At 67.4% G+C, this 17,379-nt stretch carries 13 protein-coding genes; 6 read left to right on the top strand and 7 right to left on the bottom strand.

All coding sequences use genetic code 11. The annotated features are described in order from the left end of the window. Nucleotides 1-60 precede the first annotated feature (60 nt). Nucleotides 61-1,530, bottom strand: coding sequence for an ATP-binding protein (locus VFV67_RS01360; protein WP_326466558.1), 1,470 nt, complete (start codon nucleotides 1,528-1,530; stop codon nucleotides 61-63). Nucleotides 1,531-1,872: 342 nt separating this feature from the next. Between VFV67_RS01360 and lanKC the strand changes: the two genes are divergently transcribed. The 5 genes from lanKC to VFV67_RS01335 all read left to right on the top strand — a co-directional run bounded on the left by lanKC (nucleotide 1,873) and on the right by VFV67_RS01335 (nucleotide 9,588). Further along, nucleotides 1,873-4,494 (top strand): class III lanthionine synthetase LanKC, encoded by a 2,622-nt coding sequence (gene lanKC / locus VFV67_RS01355; RefSeq protein WP_326466557.1) that lies wholly within the window; start codon nucleotides 1,873-1,875, stop codon nucleotides 4,492-4,494. A gap of 212 nt (nucleotides 4,495-4,706) precedes the next feature. After that, on the top strand, nucleotides 4,707-6,467 hold the full coding sequence (locus VFV67_RS01350) for an ABC transporter ATP-binding protein (RefSeq protein ID WP_326466555.1): 1,761 nt from the start codon (nucleotides 4,707-4,709) through the stop codon (nucleotides 6,465-6,467). Between the two features lie 211 nt (nucleotides 6,468-6,678). After that, nucleotides 6,679-7,251, top strand: a complete 573-nt coding sequence (sigK, locus tag VFV67_RS01345) for an ECF RNA polymerase sigma factor SigK (protein WP_326466554.1) — start codon at nucleotides 6,679-6,681, stop codon at nucleotides 7,249-7,251. Next, a complete protein-coding gene (locus VFV67_RS01340) occupies nucleotides 7,248-7,973 on the top strand; it encodes an anti-sigma factor (protein ID WP_326466553.1) in 726 nt (241 codons plus the stop codon). Before sigK ends, VFV67_RS01340 begins: the two co-directional genes overlap by 4 nt. 430 nt (nucleotides 7,974-8,403) lie before the next feature. Then, on the top strand, nucleotides 8,404-9,588 hold the full coding sequence (locus VFV67_RS01335) for a class I SAM-dependent methyltransferase (RefSeq protein WP_326466552.1): 1,185 nt from the start codon (nucleotides 8,404-8,406) through the stop codon (nucleotides 9,586-9,588). 62 nt (nucleotides 9,589-9,650) lie between these two features. On the opposite strand, the gene VFV67_RS01330 is transcribed toward VFV67_RS01335, so the two are convergent. The 4 genes from VFV67_RS01330 to VFV67_RS01315 form a co-directional block, all read right to left on the bottom strand. Then, nucleotides 9,651-10,445, bottom strand: coding sequence for a TylF/MycF/NovP-related O-methyltransferase (locus tag VFV67_RS01330; protein ID WP_326466550.1), 795 nt, complete (start codon nucleotides 10,443-10,445; stop codon nucleotides 9,651-9,653). 47 nt (nucleotides 10,446-10,492) lie between these two features. After that, nucleotides 10,493-11,686, bottom strand: a complete 1,194-nt coding sequence (gene ribB / locus VFV67_RS01325) for a 3,4-dihydroxy-2-butanone-4-phosphate synthase (protein ID WP_326466548.1) — start codon at nucleotides 11,684-11,686, stop codon at nucleotides 10,493-10,495. Then, a complete protein-coding gene (gene bluB, locus VFV67_RS01320) occupies nucleotides 11,686-13,305 on the bottom strand; it encodes a 5,6-dimethylbenzimidazole synthase (RefSeq protein WP_326466546.1) in 1,620 nt (539 codons plus the stop codon). Before bluB ends, ribB begins: the two co-directional genes overlap by 1 nt. 682 nt (nucleotides 13,306-13,987) lie before the next feature. Beyond that, nucleotides 13,988-14,563 carry a TetR/AcrR family transcriptional regulator gene (locus VFV67_RS01315; protein WP_326466544.1) on the bottom strand — a complete coding sequence of 192 codons (576 nt, stop codon included), beginning with the start codon at nucleotides 14,561-14,563 and terminating at the stop codon, nucleotides 13,988-13,990. A gap of 104 nt (nucleotides 14,564-14,667) precedes the next feature. On the opposite strand from VFV67_RS01315, the gene VFV67_RS01310 reads away from it, so the two are divergent. Continuing rightward, nucleotides 14,668-15,045, top strand: a complete 378-nt coding sequence (locus VFV67_RS01310; RefSeq protein WP_326466541.1) for a DUF4267 domain-containing protein — start codon at nucleotides 14,668-14,670, stop codon at nucleotides 15,043-15,045. Here the strand turns inward: VFV67_RS01310 and VFV67_RS01305 are convergent. Both VFV67_RS01305 and VFV67_RS01300 read right to left on the bottom strand, forming a co-directional pair. After that, nucleotides 15,035-16,177, bottom strand: a complete 1,143-nt coding sequence (locus VFV67_RS01305) for an acyltransferase (RefSeq protein ID WP_326466539.1) — start codon at nucleotides 16,175-16,177, stop codon at nucleotides 15,035-15,037. The two genes, VFV67_RS01310 and VFV67_RS01305, sit on opposite strands and share 11 nt — an antisense overlap. Nucleotides 16,178-16,278: 101 nt before the next feature. After that, nucleotides 16,279-17,379: amino acid adenylation domain-containing protein (locus VFV67_RS01300; RefSeq protein ID WP_326466538.1), on the bottom strand; the 1,101-nt coding region annotated here is incomplete at its 5' end.

The raw sequence follows: 17,379 nt of genomic DNA, 5'->3' as shown, positions 1-17,379 counted from the left end.
TGCCGCCGTGGGGATAGCCCCGGTGCCGCGCCGCGGTCGCTGTTGGTTGTGGATCTGGGGTCAACCGGTCTGCGGTCCGGCCAGGTCGGTGATGCTGGCGATCAGCTCGTGTTGGTTGATCGGTGCTACCTGGCCACCGGTGCGGGCGTCCTGCATGGCCTTGGCCAGTTGCACCCGACGCAGCACCTCCTTGATGTCGGCACCGGTCATGCCACGGCTGGCCTGGGCCAGCGCGGTGAGGTCGAGATCGTCGGCGAAGATCCTGAAGCCGGACTGCTCGTGCGCCGCGATCAGGCCACGGATCATCTTGCGGAAGATCTCCGCGCGGCCGTCCTCGTCCGGCTTGGGCACCGAGATCTTCACGTCGAAGCGGCCCGACCGGATCAGGGAAGCGTCAACGCGGTGCGGGAAGTTCGTGGTGGCCACCACGAGCACGTTCGGGTTCGCCTCGATGAGGTCGTTCATCTCCTGCTTGAAGATGCCGGCCACGGCGTTGATCGCCTGGCTGGCCGCGTCCCCGCCGGCACCGGCGTAGCTGATGATCGAGTCGAACTCGTCGAACAGAATGAGCGTGGGTACCCGGTAGCGCCGGGCGTCCCGGAAGATCTGTTTGATGTTGCGCTCGGACCCGCCGAGCCACTTGTCGAGGATCTCCGGCGTCCGGATCTCCCGGAAGTCCGCACCGATCTCATTGGCCAACGCCCGGCACAGCATGGTCTTTCCGGTGCCCGGTGGTCCGTACATGAGGATGCCCTGCGGACGACGCGCCCCCCACCGCGCCATCGCCTCCGGGTGCTGGAACGACAACGCGATCTGGCGCAACTGGCTCACCACGTCGCTCAGTCCACCGACCTGATCCAACGTGACCGACCGGGTGGTGACCGGCACCGCCGGCAGTGGCTCCCGAGACACCGTGTAGCGCCGCCCGCGCAGGCTGTCCGGTCCGGCGATCTCCAGCACCGCCTGCAACGTCAGGCCGACGAAACTCCGTAGATGATCAGGGTTGACCTCCTCCCGCGGGACCGCGGCACGCAGTCGCACCACCGTGCCCGAAGGGTCGTAGCTGATCTCGGCCGCCAGCCCCAGGTCAGCATCGACCAGCCGGCCCGACGCACGGTCCGCCGCCACCGGCTGGGCTGCGGCCCAGTCCAGACCCAGTTTCCGGTACGCGGCCACCGCCACCGCTCCCACCCCATCCACGATCCGCGTGACCACCGGGTCACCGGCCTCGATCCGCTTGGACAGCAGCAACCCCACCGGATCACGGCCCAGGATCAACGAGCGGACCCGTTCCTGGTCCGCGATGCCGATCTCGCCGGTGAACAGGTGCGCCGGCCCGTCCTCCCCGTCCGCGCTGCTCACCCGAACCTCGACCCACCGCACCGCGGCCGGCCACGCCGCCCCACGCAGCAACACCACCGGACCGACCCGGGCCGCGGCCAGGATCGTCGCGGCGTCCGTCAGCTCGACCGTGGCACCGGCGTAGGTAAAGGTCGCATCGCCCGGTCGTACGGGGTTGGCCTCTGACATGTCTCCTCCACGCCTCGTCAGTCCCTCCAGCCTGACACGACCCGACGCGCCCGGCCCGGCGAGTCCGTCGCCCGCCTGCGCGAGTTGTCCGTTGGTCATCATCCGGCCATGGAAGAAACAACCGAACACGATTGCCCGGAAAGGGACAACTGATCATCGATCTCGACATCAGGGTTATCCCTCGCAACGGTGTCAATCGAATGGGCCGACCGGCCTACTTACCTGTGGTGCGGAATGCATGATGTCCAATAATCGTCACCCTGCCGGGCTAGTGACGCCAGAATATCGCCCTGGGTAGACTGGCCGCTCCAGGGTCCGCCAAGATTGTTCGGAGACGTCGGCGTGGACAGATATCAGGAGTTCTGTTTCGCGGATCCGCTATTCTACGACTCGCCGAACCGCTGGGATACGCGGGCGAGTGCCTGGCCCCAAACGGACTGGCCTGCGCCTCCGGAATGGGTGCGGGCCGAGAGCGACTCGTGGGTGTATTTGAGCCCAGACGGTGCCAATCTCCCGCCGCAGGGCTGGAAAGTGCATGTCTCAGCCTGCCTTGACGATGCCTCGGGCGCCCTGGATGTGGTGTGGCGGTATTGCATAGAGCGAGCGATCCCGTTCAAATTCATCGCCACCCGGAACGCGCTCCTCGCGCGGAACGTGAAGTATGCCCTGCGTGGCGCAAGTGGCAAATTCGTCACCATCTATCCTGCTGGTGAGCCGCAGCTGAAGACAATTCTGGACGACCTGGACCGCGAGTTGACCGGGATCCGGGGCCCTTACATCCTCAGCGACCTGCGCTGGCGTGCGGGACCGCTCTATACCCGCTACGGCGGTTTCGCACAGAGATACTGTCGATTTCCTACCGGCGAAGTGGTTCCCGCCATCGCCGATCCGTCGGGGAAGCTGGTACCCGACGAGCGGCCTGCGGTATTCCGTCCACCGCCGTGGGTCGAGTTGCCCGGCTTCCTCGCCGAGCAGCTCGCCGCGTTGGGCAACGGCAGCAGACCCGCTGACTTCCCCTATGAGATCTCCGGGTCGCTGCACTATTCCAACGGCGGCGGTGTCTACCTCGGCCGGGATGTGCGCACCGGTGAGGACGTCGTGCTCAAGGAGGCGAGGCCACACGCCGGTCTGGACGGGCGGGGCGTGGACGCGGTCACCCGCCTGGTCCGCGAACATGCGATGCTCACCGACCTTGCCGACCTGGACGTGGTGGTGTCCGTCAAGGATCACGTCGTACTGGGTGAGCACCATTTCCTGGTGCAGGAGTACCTGCGCGGTCACCGACTCAACGCCCTGATGGTGCTCAAGCACCCGATGTTGGCTGTCGACCACACGCCGGACGAGGCAGCCGAGTACACCCGATGGGCGCTGCGGATGGCCGATCAGGTCGCCCGTGCCCTGGACCGGCTGCACGAACGTGGTGTGGTGTTCGGTGACCTCCACCCGGGCAACGTGGTGGTCGGCGAGGACGATTGCATCCGATTGATCGACTTCGAGATGGCCTACCACACCAGTGATCCGCCGCTGACCGGAATGGGGGCACCCGGCTATGTTCCCCCTGACGGACGATCCGGTCCCGCGGCCGACCGGTTCGCACTGGGATGCTTGCGGTTGGCGTTGTTTTTCCCCCTGACCCAGCTCATCGCGTTGGACCCGTCGGTGCTGCGGCGGGCGCTGGCCACGGTGGCCGCGCGATTCCCGGTACCCGACGACTTCACCGGCCAGATCCGGCGCGAGCTGGACCTTCCCGAACTGCCGGCAAGTGTGCTCGCCCCGGTCGTGGCTGCGCTGGAACGCGGTGAACCCGACTGGGATCGGTTGCGGAGCTCGATGGTCGACGAGGTGCTGGCGACCGCAACACCGCAGCGCCCCGACCGGCTGTTTCCCGGCGACATATACCAGTTCACCCGTAACGGACTGAATCTCGGCCATGGCGCTGCCGGCGTGCTGTACGCGCTCGCGACGACCGGGTATGGCCGTTTTCCCGAGTACGAGCAATGGCTGTTGCACGCGGTGCGCGCCGGCGGGACCGACCGACATGTGGGGCTCTACGAGGGCAGCTACGGTATCGCGTACGCATTGGATCGCATCGGTCTGGCCGAGGAAGCCCTCGAGGTCCTCGACCGTGCCAACCGGACGACGATCGAGGACTGCGGGACCGACCTGTACGCCGGCTTGGCCGGGATCGGCCTCGCCCTGCTGCATTTCGCCGACCGCCACAGCGATCCCGAGCTCCGGCGCCGCGCGCTCCAGGTCGGCGCACTGCTCGCCGAACGGACCATGGACGCCCCGCCGCTTGGCGAGTTGGGTGTGTCCACGGCCGACACCAACCGCGGCGGGCTGTTTCAGGGCGACAGTGGCCCGGCGCTGTGCCTGCTTCGGCTGTTCGAGCACACCGGCGACTCGTCCTGGCTCGACGCCGCGGGCCGCGCCCTGGCCAGAGACCTCGGACGATGTGTCCGAGTCGAGCGGAACAACTCGGTGCAACTGAACGAAGGGTGGCGAGTGCTGCCGTATCTCAGGACGGGCAGCGCGGGCGTTGGCCTGGTACTTCTCGACTATCTGCGCCACCGGCCGGATGAGCACCTGGCAGGAATCCTGGACGGAATCCGACGTGCGGCTGGCACCGAGTTCGTGATCCAACCGGGACTGTTCAACGGCCGCGCCGGCCTGATCGGCGCGCTGTGCCTGCTGCGCGGATCCGATCCGGACGACGCCGTCGACGCGATCATCCGCAGGCACCTGCACTCGCTGGCCTGGCACGCGGTGGACCACCAGGGCCGGCTCGCCTTCCCCGGCGAGCAGTTGCTGCGCCTGTCGATGGACTTCGCCAGCGGTAACGCGGGAATCCTCGTTGCCGTGCAGGTTGCGTTGCAGGGCGGCGAACTGCTGCCGTTCCTGCGCTGCGCCCCTCCGCCCCCGGCCACGGCCGGTCAAGAAGAGGAACTGGTCGCCAGTCCCTGAACAGAAAGGATCCGACGATGCTGTACGTGTTGAATTTGCAGGAGCTGAGTCCAACGGGGGACATGCAGTTCGAGGAGGGGGCGCCGGACAGCGGTACCAGTGTTCTGCTCTGCAGCATTTGCTGCAGCAGCTTCAGCCTGATCTGCTGACCGTGCACCGGTGCCCAGGGTGGCTGTCCAGCAATGGCGTTGTGGCCTGATCGAGGTGCCGGTGTGAGCGCGCAGACCGTGGTGCCGGTATGGCGGGTGCTGCTCGGTTACGTCCGGCCGGTTCGCTGGGCGCTGGTCGCCGGTGCCGTGTTGAGCCTGCTGACCGGGGCGAGCGGGCTGGCCCTACCTCTGATGGTGCGGGAGCTGATCACCGGCCTGAGCTCGGATCAGGGGGTGGCCGGCCTGCTCGTGCTGATGAGCGCGCTGGTCTTGGTCAATGCGGTGATCGGTGCGTTCGGCTCGTTCCTGCTCGACCGCACCGCAGAGTCGGTGGTGCTGCTGGCGCGGCGACGGTTGGTGTCCCGGCTGCTGTCGCTGCGCGTCTCCGCCGTGGACGCGGCCGAACCAGGGGACCTGATGTCGAGGGTCACGGCCGACACCACCTTGCTGCGTCAGGTGACCACCGGCGCGCTGGTCTCCGCGGTCATCAGCGCGCTCACCCTCATCGCCACCGTGATCCTGATGGCGCTGCTCGACCTCACGCTGCTGGTCGTCACCCTGACCGCGCTCATCCTCGCCCAGTTGGTGATCCGCGGCCTGCTACCGCGCATCGCACGCGCGGCCAAACAGGCGCAGGAGGCGGTCGGGTCGATGGGTGCCGCGCTGGAACGCGTGCTCGGCGCGCTGCGCACGGTCAAGGCATTCGGTGTCGAGGAGCAGGAACGCGATCGACTACACACCGCCGCGGGCGAGGCGTTTCGGGGCGGGGTGCGGGCGGCGAAATGGGGCGCGGTAGCCGGAAACGTCGGCGGCATGGCCATGCAGCTGGCGTTCATCACCGTGATCGGCATCGGCGGTGCCCGGGTCGTGTCCGGCGTCATCGATGTCGGCACCCTGGTCGCTTTCATTCTGTACGTGGCGTACCTCATGCCGCCGATCCGGGACCTGGTCAACGCGGCCACCCAGTACCAGCGTGGCGCCGCCGCGGTGACCCGCATCCGTGAGGTGGAGACGCTGCCGGCCGAACCGGTCGGCGGACCCGCCCCGCCCGAGCCGGACCGGCGGCCCGCCTCGGTGACATTCGAGCGCGTGCGGTTCCGCTACCGCCCGGAGCTCCCCGAGGTGCATGACGGCGTCACTTTCACCATTCCCGCCGGCGGCATGACCGCGTTCGTCGGTCCCTCCGGCGCGGGCAAGACCACCGTTTTCTCGTTGATCGAACGCTTCTACGAGCCCGATCACGGCCGCGTCCTGATCGACGGCATCGACGTGCGCGACTGGCCGCTGCGGCAGTTGCGAGCCGCCATCGGCTACGTCGAGCAGGACGCACCCGTACTGTCCGGCACTCTGCGGGAGAACCTGCTGTTCGGCGCCCCGCACGTGTCAGCGGACGAGCTCGCCGAGGTGCTGGTCACCACGCGGCTGGACAGGATGATGACGCGGCTGCCCGACGGGCTGGACACTCCGGTCGGCCACCGCGGCATCAAGCTTTCCGGCGGCGAACGCCAACGTGTCGCCATCGCCCGCGCCCTGCTGCGGCGCCCACGGCTACTACTGCTCGACGAGGTCACCTCCCAACTCGACGCGGTCAACGAGGCGGCGCTCCGCGACACCGTCGCCGACGCCTCGGTGCGCACCACCGTCCTCGTGGTCGCCCACCGACTGTCCACCGTGACCACGGCCGACCGCATCGTCGTCATGGACGGCGGCAAGGTGCGCGCGGTCGGGACCCACGCCAGCCTCGTCGCCACCGATTCCCTCTACGCCGAACTGGCCGCCACCCAACTCCTCGCCACCGTCGGCCCGGGCGTCGGAAACATCTGAAGCCACTGGTGGATGCTGGCGCTGAGTTCGAGCGGTCCTGGTCGGCCCGGTGCCCCCTGGTTCGGACTTCGGGGCCGGTTGGCTGGCAGATTGGTCGAAGATCGGGCCATCCGGGGTGGTCGCGGCGTCGAATGACCGGGTAGATGCGAGGAGAACGAGCGGGAGACGCCCAGTGCAGAAGCCCAACGTCATGCGTGAACGTGTTCGTCGGATGCCCACCCAGGAAGGCGCCGGGACCGCCCCGAACGCCGACGCCCTGCTACAACTCGTCGCTCGTGGTGACGAGGCCGCGTTCGCGCGGCTCTACGACATTCTGATCGGGCCGGTGTTCGGCCTGGTCCGGCGGGTGCTGCGGGACGACACCCAGTGCGAGGAGGTGGTCGGAGAGATCATGGTGGCGTTATGGCAAACCGCTGCACGGTATTCCCCCGAGCGGGGCAGCGCGATGACGTGGGCGTTGACGCTGGCGCACCGGCGAGCCGTCGACCGGGTGCGCTCCGCGCAGTCGGCTGTCGACCGCGAGGACCGGGTGGTGCGTGGTGAGCTGTCCCGACGGTTCGATGAGGTCACCGAGCAGGTCGGCATGCGCCGCGAACATGATCAGGTGCGCCGGGGCCTGGGCGCGCTCACCGACGTGCAACGGGAGGCGGTCATGTTGGCCTACTACGACGGCCGTACCTACCGTGAAGTAGGTGAGTTGCTCGGGACACCACCGGGCACCACCAAAACCGGACTCCGGGATGGGTTGATCCGCCTGCGCGACTGCTGGGGGGCGACCCGATGAGCCCCGACGTGCACGTTCTGACCGGCGCCTACGCGTTGAACGCCGTCAACGAGCTGGAACGCGTCGACTTCGAGCGACACCTCGCCGTGTGCGAGGCGTGTGCCGAAGAGGTCCGTGAACTGCGGGATGCCGCGGCACGGCTGGGCCGGGCCGCGGCCCTGGCCCCACCACCCGGCCTCAAGGCCCGGGTGCTGGCCGACATCGGCCAGGTCCGGCAGCACCCGCCGACGGTCGCGCCACTGCGTCTCCGCCGGCCGCCGGCGCGGTGGGCCCTGCGGCTCAGTACCGCGGCCGCCGCGGTGTTATTGGTCATCTCGGCGACGCTGGGTGTGCTTCTGGTGCGAGAGCAGCAGTCCGGCAAGGAGCGCCAGGAGATCGTGGCGATCCTGCAGGCCAACGACGCACGGGTGGTCACCGGCGAGGTGGACAACGGCGGCTCCGCGACGGTGGTGATGTCTCGCTCGCAGAACCGGGCGGTGGTGCTGACCGCCGGCATGGGCCGGCTGCAACCCGGCCAGGTGTACCAGGCGTGGATGGTCGTCGAGGACGAGAACAACCGAGACGAGATCATCAGGACGAAGTCGGCCGGGCTGGTGGCCGGCAGCCGGCTGGACATCGACGTACTCGGAGCCGCGAACGCTTTCAGCATCACGGTCGAGCCGGAAGGCGGCTCCGCGAGGCCGAACCTGGAGCGCAAGGTGGCCTACTTCAGGCTGACCTGACCGCGGCGGACGACGACCGTTCGATCCGATCTTCGTGTCGAACTCGTCCATCCTGACAAGACGTCCCCGCGCGCGCTCGACACGTCTGACGCCACTCGTCCGACCGATCAGCGGCCGCCGGCTGCGTTCCCGGCCGGCGACCGCTGTCGGTAAAGGTCAGCCGCAGCTTCCGCTGATCCACCGATGTGAGCGGAGTTCATGCTGCCAGACGTCCAGTGCACAGCTTGGTGAACATTCATTCGTCTCTGGTCACCCAGGGTTCCACTCGTCATCAATGAAGGCGTGGCGACTGGACAATTTCCCAATTGAACGCCACCGGATGGCGGTCGCGCGGTCTGGTGCGACAGACCGAAGTCCAGGAGACTGGAACAGGATCGATGTACGAACCGGAACTGATGGCCGGAACCCATACGGAATGGATAGCGATCTGATGAGTGAGGAAGATGGAGTTCGGCTTCTACTGGACAGCGTGGCGCGGGGCCGTGCGTCGGTCAACGATGCGATCGAAACGATCAGCCTGCAACGAGTGTCGGACATCCTCGTGCACGAGTTGCTCTACCGTTCTTGCGCGAACGAAGTAGCCGACGGATCCCACTCCGAGATCCCGGTGGTGCTGATCCTCGATGGACCGTCCGGCCAGGTTGAGAAGCGCATCGTCCTTGGCCACGGTGGTAGCGAGTTACCGCAGACGTTACTGCACATTGATGCGGTGGATGCCGCGATGTGTCTGTTCGGCCCGCGGGAAGCCGCGGTAGCTCCATCGCTGGTCCTGGACTGGCCGAATCTCTGGCCGGATTTAGACGCCTTTCGTCCGAAACATGTTGTGCCACCAGCCGTTCTCGAGCTCGGCTACCGGATCACGCAGACCTTGGCACGCAGAACTGACCCGGACCTTGGCCGCCTTGCGATCCAGTACGGGTCGGACAAGTGGGGGGCACACAGATACACGCCCCTCTACGAGCATCATCTGTCCAACTTCACCAATCAGCAGATTAGGCTGCTGGAGATCGGAGTCGGTGGCGGCGAGACCGCAGAGGGTGGAGCGTCGCTTCGGATGTGGAAGCACTTCTTCCCGCGCGGGCTGATTTTCGGCATCGATATCTTTGACAAGTCAGCCGTGGTCGAGCAGCGGATATCGACTCACCAGGTAGATCAGGGCGACCGCGCGGCGCTCGACTCGTTTGCACGGGAGTTCGGTCCATTCGACGTCGTGATTGATGACGGTAGTCACTACTCCAGCGATGTCATCACAAGCTTTCAGGCATTGTTCCCGCACGTGCGCCCCGGCGGGACATACGTTGTCGAGGATCTCCAGTTTTCGTACTGGCCATTTTTTGGCGGAAACCACGCGGATTTCACTGATCCGAGTACCAGCATGGGTTTTCTCAAGCAGTTGATTGATGGTCTCAATCACATGGAGCTCCTCGCTTCCGGCGAACGCGTTTCCCGGCCGACCGACGGGTGGATATCAGGCATGCACTTCTATCACAACATCGCATTCTTGGAGAAGTTCGGCAATCGGGAGCCGAGTCCGCTGGCCAGGGCGGTAGAACGCCTTGCCGACTCGAATATCGGAGGGGATGGCCTGATGCGGACATGGGAGGTTCGTGAGTGAACGGGCCAAGGCCGCGTACTGGCACAAGGGCTCGTCAACGATAGTCGCACGCGAACGCTGTGCTATCCCTTCCGCCAGAACACACCCGACCAGTCGATTCGCTCGATCGGATCAGTGACGCCGTGCGAGGCGCGGAAATCAGTCACCGCACTGCGGCAGCTGTCCAGCGCGTAGTAATCGTCGATGACGCAGAACCCGCCAGCGGAGAGCTTGCCGTACAGGAAGGTCAGCGCCTCCATGGTGGATTGGTACATGTCGCCGTCCAGCCGAAGTACTGCCAGGTCGCCAACCGGTGCCGTGGGCAGCGTTTCGGCGAAGTAGCCGGCTAGGAAACGCACCTGATCGTCGAGCAGGCCGTACCTCGTGAATCGGGACCGTACCTCGTCGATTCCGATGGCCAGAGGGTACGCCAGCTCGGCAATGTACCGCTTGGCGGCGTCAGTTCCATAGATCGCGTCCTGCGGATACCGCGCGGTGTCTGGCGCGGGCAGCCCCGCGAAGGAGTCGGCCAACCACACGATTCGGTCCTGGTCGCCCCACACTCGGAGCACGGCACGCATCAGAATGCAGCAACCGCCGCGCCACACACCGGTTTCCATCAGGTCGCCGGGCACGCCGTCGGCCAGCACCGTCTCCACGCAGCGTTGCAGGTTGTCCAGGCGGGGACGGCCGACCATCGTGTCCGCGTCCTGGTGGGCGAACTTGCCCACCCGCAGTTGCTCGGTCGAATATGGCAGGGTCAATGGCGGGGCGAGGAACACCTCCTCACCTGTGTGCCTGGTCAAACACTTCTTGAGCAGGTCGAGGTAGGAGTTGCCGATTTCCGCCCAGTGCTGTGGGTCAGATTGCGTAACCATGACAACCTCGGCAGTTGTGCCGGCAATACTCGCTCGCCGACACCCCGCTAGGCGGGCGTTTGTTCGTGATCGGCATTGATGGTGTTGAAGTCGAGGGGTTCGGTGACGGTGATCGCTGTTCCGAAATCCTGGAGAAGTTCGCATTCGGTGGCGCTGGTGTTGAGGAGCCTGATGGAGCGGATGTTGAGGTCGGTCAGGATGTGATGGATGCAGCTGTAGATGCGGGTGAGCGTGTCGTCCCGCCGGTTGGCGCAGGCTGGGCTGGGGTGGAATACGGTTCGCGGTGGGCGAGGGCGTTCTTGTGGCCGGCGCAGGTACAGCGCGACTCCACGGCCGGTGTTGGCGATCCGGGAAAGTGCGGCGTCGAGGACCTCGCGGCAGGTGCACGACGTGGCGGCGAACAGGTCGCCGGTCACGCATTCCTGGTGCGGGTAGACCAGGATGTCCTCGCCGCCCGCGATATCGCCCGTCGCCAGGACAAGGGCCTCAGTTCGATCGCTGTCCAATGTGGACCAGTAGCCGATCGCACGGAAGGTGCCGTGACGGGTGGGCAGGCGGATGTTGCCGGTGTGCGCCAGGTGCGACTCGTGCCGCAGTCGGTGACGGATCAGATCGGCGATCGAGACGATGACGAGATTGCGGCGTCGGGCGAACCGAACCAACGCCGGAAGTCGCATCATGGAGCCGTCGTCGTGGGCCAGTTCGCAGATCGCACCGACCGGGGGAAGCCCGGCGAGCCGCGCGAAGTCCACGGCTGCCTCGGTGTGGCCGGGACGGCTGAGCACACCCCCCGGTACCGCGCGGAGCGGGAAGACGTGGCCCGGGCGGTGCAGGTCGAACCGGGTACTGGTGGGGTCGGCCAGGACGCGCAGGGTGCGGGCGCGGTCCGCGGCTGAGATGCCTGTGGTGCAACCGTCGTGGGCGTCGACCGACACGGTGTAGGCGGTCGCCTTGGGGTCTTCGTTGGTGATGGTCATCGGCGGAATACGCAGCCGGTCCAAGTCGGCCGCCACCATGGGGGCGCAGATTACGCCGCTGCCGTAGCGGATCATGAGCCCGACCGTGGCGGGGGTGGCGTGGCAGGCGGCGATGACGAGGTCGCCCTCGTTTTCCCGGTCCTCGTCGTCGACAACGATAATTGGCCGACCGGCGGCGAACTCGGTCACAGCCACGTCGATCGAATCCAGCGTCCGTTCATGGCCGTGCCGCTGGGGTGGCGTGTTCACCATCAACGCACCCATCACCGCGCACCTCCTGTTGCGGCGGCGAGTTGCGGGACGAGCCAGTGCTGCTCGGCCGCCGCGCGCAGGAATGACAGGGCGCCGGCGGCCGCGCCGGGCCCGGTGATCTCGACTGGCGATTGGGGCCAGGGCAGGTCCAGACCGAGGTGCTGGAACGGATCGGGGACACCGGGTGGGAACGGTGTGACGGGGAAGCAGGAGGCCGTGGCGTCCGGTGCCAGCAGGCCGGCGGTCAGCGCTGCGGCGGCCGCGCCGGGCCCGGCCAGCAGGACCGGTGCTCGCACGGCGCGGGCACCCAGGATGAAACCCGCCAGGGCCGCGACCGCGAGCCCGGCGTATGCGGCGAGGATGTCCAGCGGGTCAGCCCCGACCGGTCCGGCGTTGTCCTGCCGGGTCGCCGCCGAGCGCGCACCCTCGGTGCTCAGAGCGGCGAACTCGGCGGGTGAGCGGTTCATCAGCCGCGCGATGATCGCGATCGCCGAACCGTCGTCGGCGGTCAGCACATCGCCCACCAGCCAGCCATGGCCGGTGGCGTGGTAGTCGCGGGCGAGTTCGATGCCGGTCTCCACCGCACGCACGAGTTCCTCCCGGAGCGGGCGTGCGGAACCGTTTGGGCCTCTTCTGGGCAGCAGGCCGGGAATCCGTGGAATCTCCCCGTGGAGTCCCACGTCCACCACGCATGCCTCGACACCCGTCGCCGCCATCAGCTCATCCATGCCGCCGCTGTCGAGGATCTTCCGGACAGACTGTTCGGCTGCGCCGTTGGATCTGTCCGTGTCCGCGGCGAACAGCGCCAGGACGCCGTACGGCACCGGTGGGTGTGATCCCGTCAGAGCCGAAAGCCGCGACACCGTCCGCCCGAGTGCTGTCGCCGGCTCGGTGTCGGACACGGGTCCGCCGCCGGCCAAGGCCGGGAATCCGGCGACGGTCTCGTCGAGCAATCGGGCCGTGGGCGCTCCGGGCAGACCTCGGTGACCGAACTCCTCGTGGTGAATGACCCATTCCAGCGGCCGGCCCCGAACCCACCGCTCCCGCGCCAGCCCGGGAGCGGCCGGAAACCGATCCACGTAGCCCAGAGACAGACACGCGATGATCTCCAGATGCGAGGGCAGCCCGAGCACCCGACTCAAGGCCGCGACATCGAAGGAGGCGACCAGGCAGACCCCGACACCTTCTGCCCGAGCCGCCAGCCACAGGTTCTCGATCGCGTAGCACACCGAACGAACCAGTGCCTCCGACCCGTCCGGCGTGCCAAGGGTGTACCAGCCACCACGGGTCGGATCACAGGTAACCACCACGCAAACCGGAGCTCGCACGATGGCATCGATCACAATCCGGTTGAACGCCGCCGCGCGGCTGGCCGGCAGCGTCTCCGCATAGGCCGCCCGGCATCGACGCATCTCCTCCTGTATCCGACTCCGCCGGGCCGGTGACCGGATCACCAGAAAGTCCCACGGCTGGGCCATACCGACGCTCGGCGCCCGATGAGCGGCCGCGAGCACCCGGGTCAACACCGCATCAGGAACCGCATCAGGCAGAAACCCCGTCCGAATATCCCGCCGTTCCTCGATCACCCGGTAAATCGCAGCACGATCCGGGTCAGAATATGACCAGCTCATACATCACCAGCGCGATCATTAGCTCCTCAGGGAACACGCCACCCTGCCGCCGACCACACTCGACTGTCAACTCACCATTTGCTTCGCGTCACTTCCCAATGTATTCCGGAGTTGATGATCACTGGACTGGACAGCGCCCGTTCATACGGAATACGCACGGTGCGGGGGACTGTTCACCCGGCGGCGGGTCCGGGCTCCGCGGGTTGGTGGTGTCAAGCTGAGTTGCGAATCGTGCGCGGTTCCCAGCGAGATTCCCGCCGCCTCGGCGATCTCGCGCAGCGACGCGTCCGGCCGCGTCGACATCAGGTCGCCGGCGCGCTGGCGCCGATCTCCGCCGTCGATCGGCCGAACCCGCCCGTCCCGGCCGATCCGCGTGTGCAACTGGGCCTTCTCCCCAGTTGACCGCCGCCTCGATCTCCCGCTCACCACGAAGCGCGACCGCCTGTATGCGATGGACGCAGCTCGTCAATGGGAATCAATGCTGACTCACATCGTCCGGAAACGCCCAGATCCCCGTGGCACCACAACTGGCCAAGTCTCTCGAACCCGGGTCCAGTAACCCTCATCGGATCCTCCTCGACCGCTGACACGCACAAGGTTCCATCAAGATGACACCCCTGATCGACCCGGATCACAACACCGCGTACCGCCACACGGAACACAATTTTCGACGTACCAGGCCTCATGGGGTGTCGGCGATCTGGGCGACCAGGAAGTCGAGCCGTTGCTCCTGTCCGTCCGGGGGGATGCGACCGCTGTCTGACAGGACGGCCATGCCGTGCAATGCGCTCCAGGTGACCTCGGCGAACAGTTCGCGTTGATCGTTGTCCGGGTGGAAGCAGCTGACGAACTCGTCGAAAGCAGCCCGCAGCGGGGGCGGTGTCTCGGCGCTGGCGAACGTCAAGTCGGTGGGCAGGATGAACATGGCCTGGTACAGGGCGGGGCGCTCGGTCGCGAACCGCAGGTAGGCGCGGCAGACGGCGCGCAGGGCCGGTCCGGGTTCGCCGGCGGCCTGCCGGGCGCGGCGCAGCTGGGTGGCGAGTTCGCTGAATCCGGCCAAGGCGACGGCGCTGACGATCGCGTCCTTGCCGTTGAAGTGGCTGTAGAGCACCGGCTGGCTGTACTCGACGCGCTCAGCCAGCCGTCGCGTCGTCACTGCCTCCCAGCCTTCGGTCTCGGCGAGTTCGCGCGCGGCGGTGATGATCAGCTGATGGCGGTGGGCGCGTTCACGTTCGCGGCGCTCGCTGATGGCGGACATGCCGGCATTCTAGCAACGCTAGACATCCTTTCAAGGGCCGGGTACCGTCGCTATCACTGCTAGCGCCGCTAGCAGCGGCACCGTCATCAAGGGGGAAGGAACCCATGCTCACCAACGTCGCCACCGTGCTCGCCGGACTGATCGGCGTAGCCATGATCGTCATCGGCGCGCGCGCCTTCTGGGCGCCACAGGCCGCAGTCGGTTTTGGCATCCCCGACACGCCGACCGAAGACCGCGCCTTCCGGGCATGGCTGTCCGTCAAGGCCGTGCGCGACATAGGTTCGGGGGTTTTCATCGTCATCGTGCTGGTTGCGGCGACACCCCAGGTGCTGGGCTGGCTCATGCTGGCCGCCACCGGCATACCCGTCGGCGACGCACTGATCGTGTTACGCAGCAACGGCCCCAAGGCGATCGCTTACGGCATCCACGGGGCCACCGCCGTAGTGGTGCTGGCGATCGGCGTGCTCCTGCTCATCGGGTAACCTGCCCGCGTGCGCGGGTGCCCATCCAGCGCAACGCGTGTTTCAGCTGCGGCGCCAGCGGTCGCTCCACGTAGCGGTGCACCAGCCAGGCGATCAGGATCATCAAGCCGGCGACCACGGGTACGAGCAGCGGCGGCGGCACATGCCACTGAAACAGGTAGAGCAGCGCGCCGCCGAGGTCGAGGTGCAGCAGGTACAGCGGGTAGGTCAGCGCGCCGCCGACGACCAGCCAGCGGCCCCGCACCCAGCTGAGCCAGCCGAGCCCAACCGCGACGATCAGCAAGAACCACACCGCCAGCAGCACGATCACCGGGCCGTTCGGGATGATCTCGCCTGCCTTGGACTCGAGCTGGTTTCGATGGATGACCGCCGGCAGCGCCAGCACGAAGGAGACGGCCACGATCGCCCACGACGCGACCGTGGGCCCGAACCGGAACATCAGATAGCACCCGATGCCCGCGGTGAACAGCGGCGCGTAGTCGGTCATCAGGACAAGCTGGACGGCGCCGTGCACTGCGCCGCCCACGGGGAGAAAAGCCTGCGCCACCGCCGCCGCGCCCAGCCACAGCGCGCAACAGGCGACCACCCGGCGGTAGCTCAGCCCCCACCACACCAGCAGCGAGAACAGCAGGTAGAACCGCAGCTCCGCCCACAGGGACCAGTACACGTCGGCGAGCTGCGGCACCCCGACCGCGTCCTGGAACATCGTGAGGTTGACCAGGACGTCAAGCGTGGTCGGCCGCCAGGGCAGGCCGGGAAAGACGGCCAACCCCGCGGCGACCACCAACACCGACAGCCAGTACGCGGGGTACAGGCGGACCGCGCGGGACAGCAGGAACGACCCCACCCCGCGATCCCAGCTGCTCATGCAGATCACGAAGCCGCTGATCAGGAAGAACAGGTAGACACCGAGCCACCCGTACGCGAACGTCTGCGCGGGGACCACGTCGACGGCCGGGCGCTGCCAGATCCGGTCCATCGTCGTGAAGTGGTACGCGAGGACCGCCATCGCGGCGAGGAACCGCAGGCCGTCGAGCACCTCGAGACGGGGACCCGCCGCGACACGGGGTTGCGGCGCGGTCCTGTCGAGGACCGTGCCGCGCACCGTGTCCGGCATCGTGCCGTGTGCCATCCCCCCGCCTTCCCCGCCGACGACAGCTGCCCTTTACACGTGGACAGGCCGCGAGCGGTTCAGCACAGACGGTTCAGCACAGACGGTTCAGCGCAGATGGTTCAGCGGCGGCGGGTCCTCGGCGGGGGCGCGGGCAGTGCCCGCCGGTCCACTTTGCCGTTCGCGGTGGCGGGCAGCTCGGGCAGCGGCACGTACCGCAGCGGCACCATGTGGTCCGGCAGGTGGGTGGCGAGATGTGCCCGCAGCTCCGCGTCCACCGGGCTCGCACCCGGTTCCCCGACCACGTAGGCGACCAGTGCCGGGGTCGCGCCCAGGTCCGTGCGCAGCAGCACCACCGAGTTCGCGACCGCGGCGTGCCGGTTCAGCACCGACTCGATCTCGCTCAGCTCCACGCGCTGGCCGCGGATCTTGACCTGCGTGTCGATGCGGCCCACGTAGTTGAGGTGCCCCTCCGGTGACCACCACACCTCGTCACCGGTGCGGTACACGCGTTCCCGCCTGCCCGCGACCTCGACGTGCGGGAACCGTTCCGCCGTCAGGTCGGGCCGGGACGCGTACCCGCGGGCCAGGCAGTGTCCACCCAGGACCAGCTCGCCGGGCACCCCGAGCGGCGCCAGGTCCCCGGCCTCGTCGAGGACGTACGCCACCACGTTCGTGATCGGGCGGCCGATCGGCACCCCGTCGGCGGGCTCCGGGCGGCGGCACGGCCACGCCGTCACGTCGATCGCCGCCTCGGTCGGGCCGTACAGGTTGTGCACCTCGACGTCCGGCAGCGCGGCGGTCAGCTTGTTGACCATCTTCGGTGGCAGGGCCTCGCCGCTGCAGATCACGCGGTGCAGCGACGTGCACCGCGCCACCTCGTCCTCCGCGACGAACAGCGCCAGCATCGACGGTACGAAGTGGACGGTCGTGACCCGTTCGCGCTCGATCAGCCCGGCCAGCTCCTGCGGGTCGCGGTGGGCCTCCGGGGGTGCCACCACCAGCCGCGCACCGGCGGCGAACGCCCACAGCAGCTCCCACACCGACACGTCGAAGGTGTACGGCGTCTTGTGCAGGACCACGTCGTCCACACCGAGCCGGTACTCGTCCTGCATCCACGCGAGCCGGTTCGCGAGGCTCGCGTGCGTCATCTCCACACCTTTGGGCTGCCCGGTCGAGCCGGACGTGAAGATCACGTACGCCAGGCCGTCGATCGAGGTGCG

The organism is Actinophytocola sp. (assembly GCF_035762905.1).
Lineage (GTDB): Bacteria > Actinomycetota > Actinomycetes > Mycobacteriales > Pseudonocardiaceae > DASYTH01.
This window is presented reverse-complemented; position numbering and strand designations above follow the sequence as displayed.

What these genes read in the sequence shown, in the direction of transcription:
- VFV67_RS01305 (WP_326466539.1), bottom strand. Translation starts at nt 16,177, where the DNA reads ATGGCACACGGCACGATGCCGGACACGGTGCGCGGCACGGTCCTCGAC.
- ribB (WP_326466548.1), bottom strand. Translation starts at nt 11,686, where the DNA reads ATGGGTGCGTTGATGGTGAACACGCCACCCCAGCGGCACGGCCATGAA.
- VFV67_RS01335 (WP_326466552.1), top strand. Translation starts at nt 8,404, where the DNA reads ATGAGTGAGGAAGATGGAGTTCGGCTTCTACTGGACAGCGTGGCGCGG.
- VFV67_RS01315 (WP_326466544.1), bottom strand. Translation starts at nt 14,563, where the DNA reads ATGTCCGCCATCAGCGAGCGCCGCGAACGTGAACGCGCCCACCGCCAT.
- VFV67_RS01340 (WP_326466553.1), top strand. Translation starts at nt 7,248, where the DNA reads ATGAGCCCCGACGTGCACGTTCTGACCGGCGCCTACGCGTTGAACGCC.
- bluB (WP_326466546.1), bottom strand. Translation starts at nt 13,305, where the DNA reads ATGAGCTGGTCATATTCTGACCCGGATCGTGCTGCGATTTACCGGGTG.
- VFV67_RS01330 (WP_326466550.1), bottom strand. Translation starts at nt 10,445, where the DNA reads ATGGTTACGCAATCTGACCCACAGCACTGGGCGGAAATCGGCAACTCC.
- sigK (WP_326466554.1), top strand. Translation starts at nt 6,679, where the DNA reads ATGCCCACCCAGGAAGGCGCCGGGACCGCCCCGAACGCCGACGCCCTG.
- VFV67_RS01310 (WP_326466541.1), top strand. Translation starts at nt 14,668, where the DNA reads ATGCTCACCAACGTCGCCACCGTGCTCGCCGGACTGATCGGCGTAGCC.
- VFV67_RS01360 (WP_326466558.1), bottom strand. Translation starts at nt 1,530, where the DNA reads ATGTCAGAGGCCAACCCCGTACGACCGGGCGATGCGACCTTTACCTAC.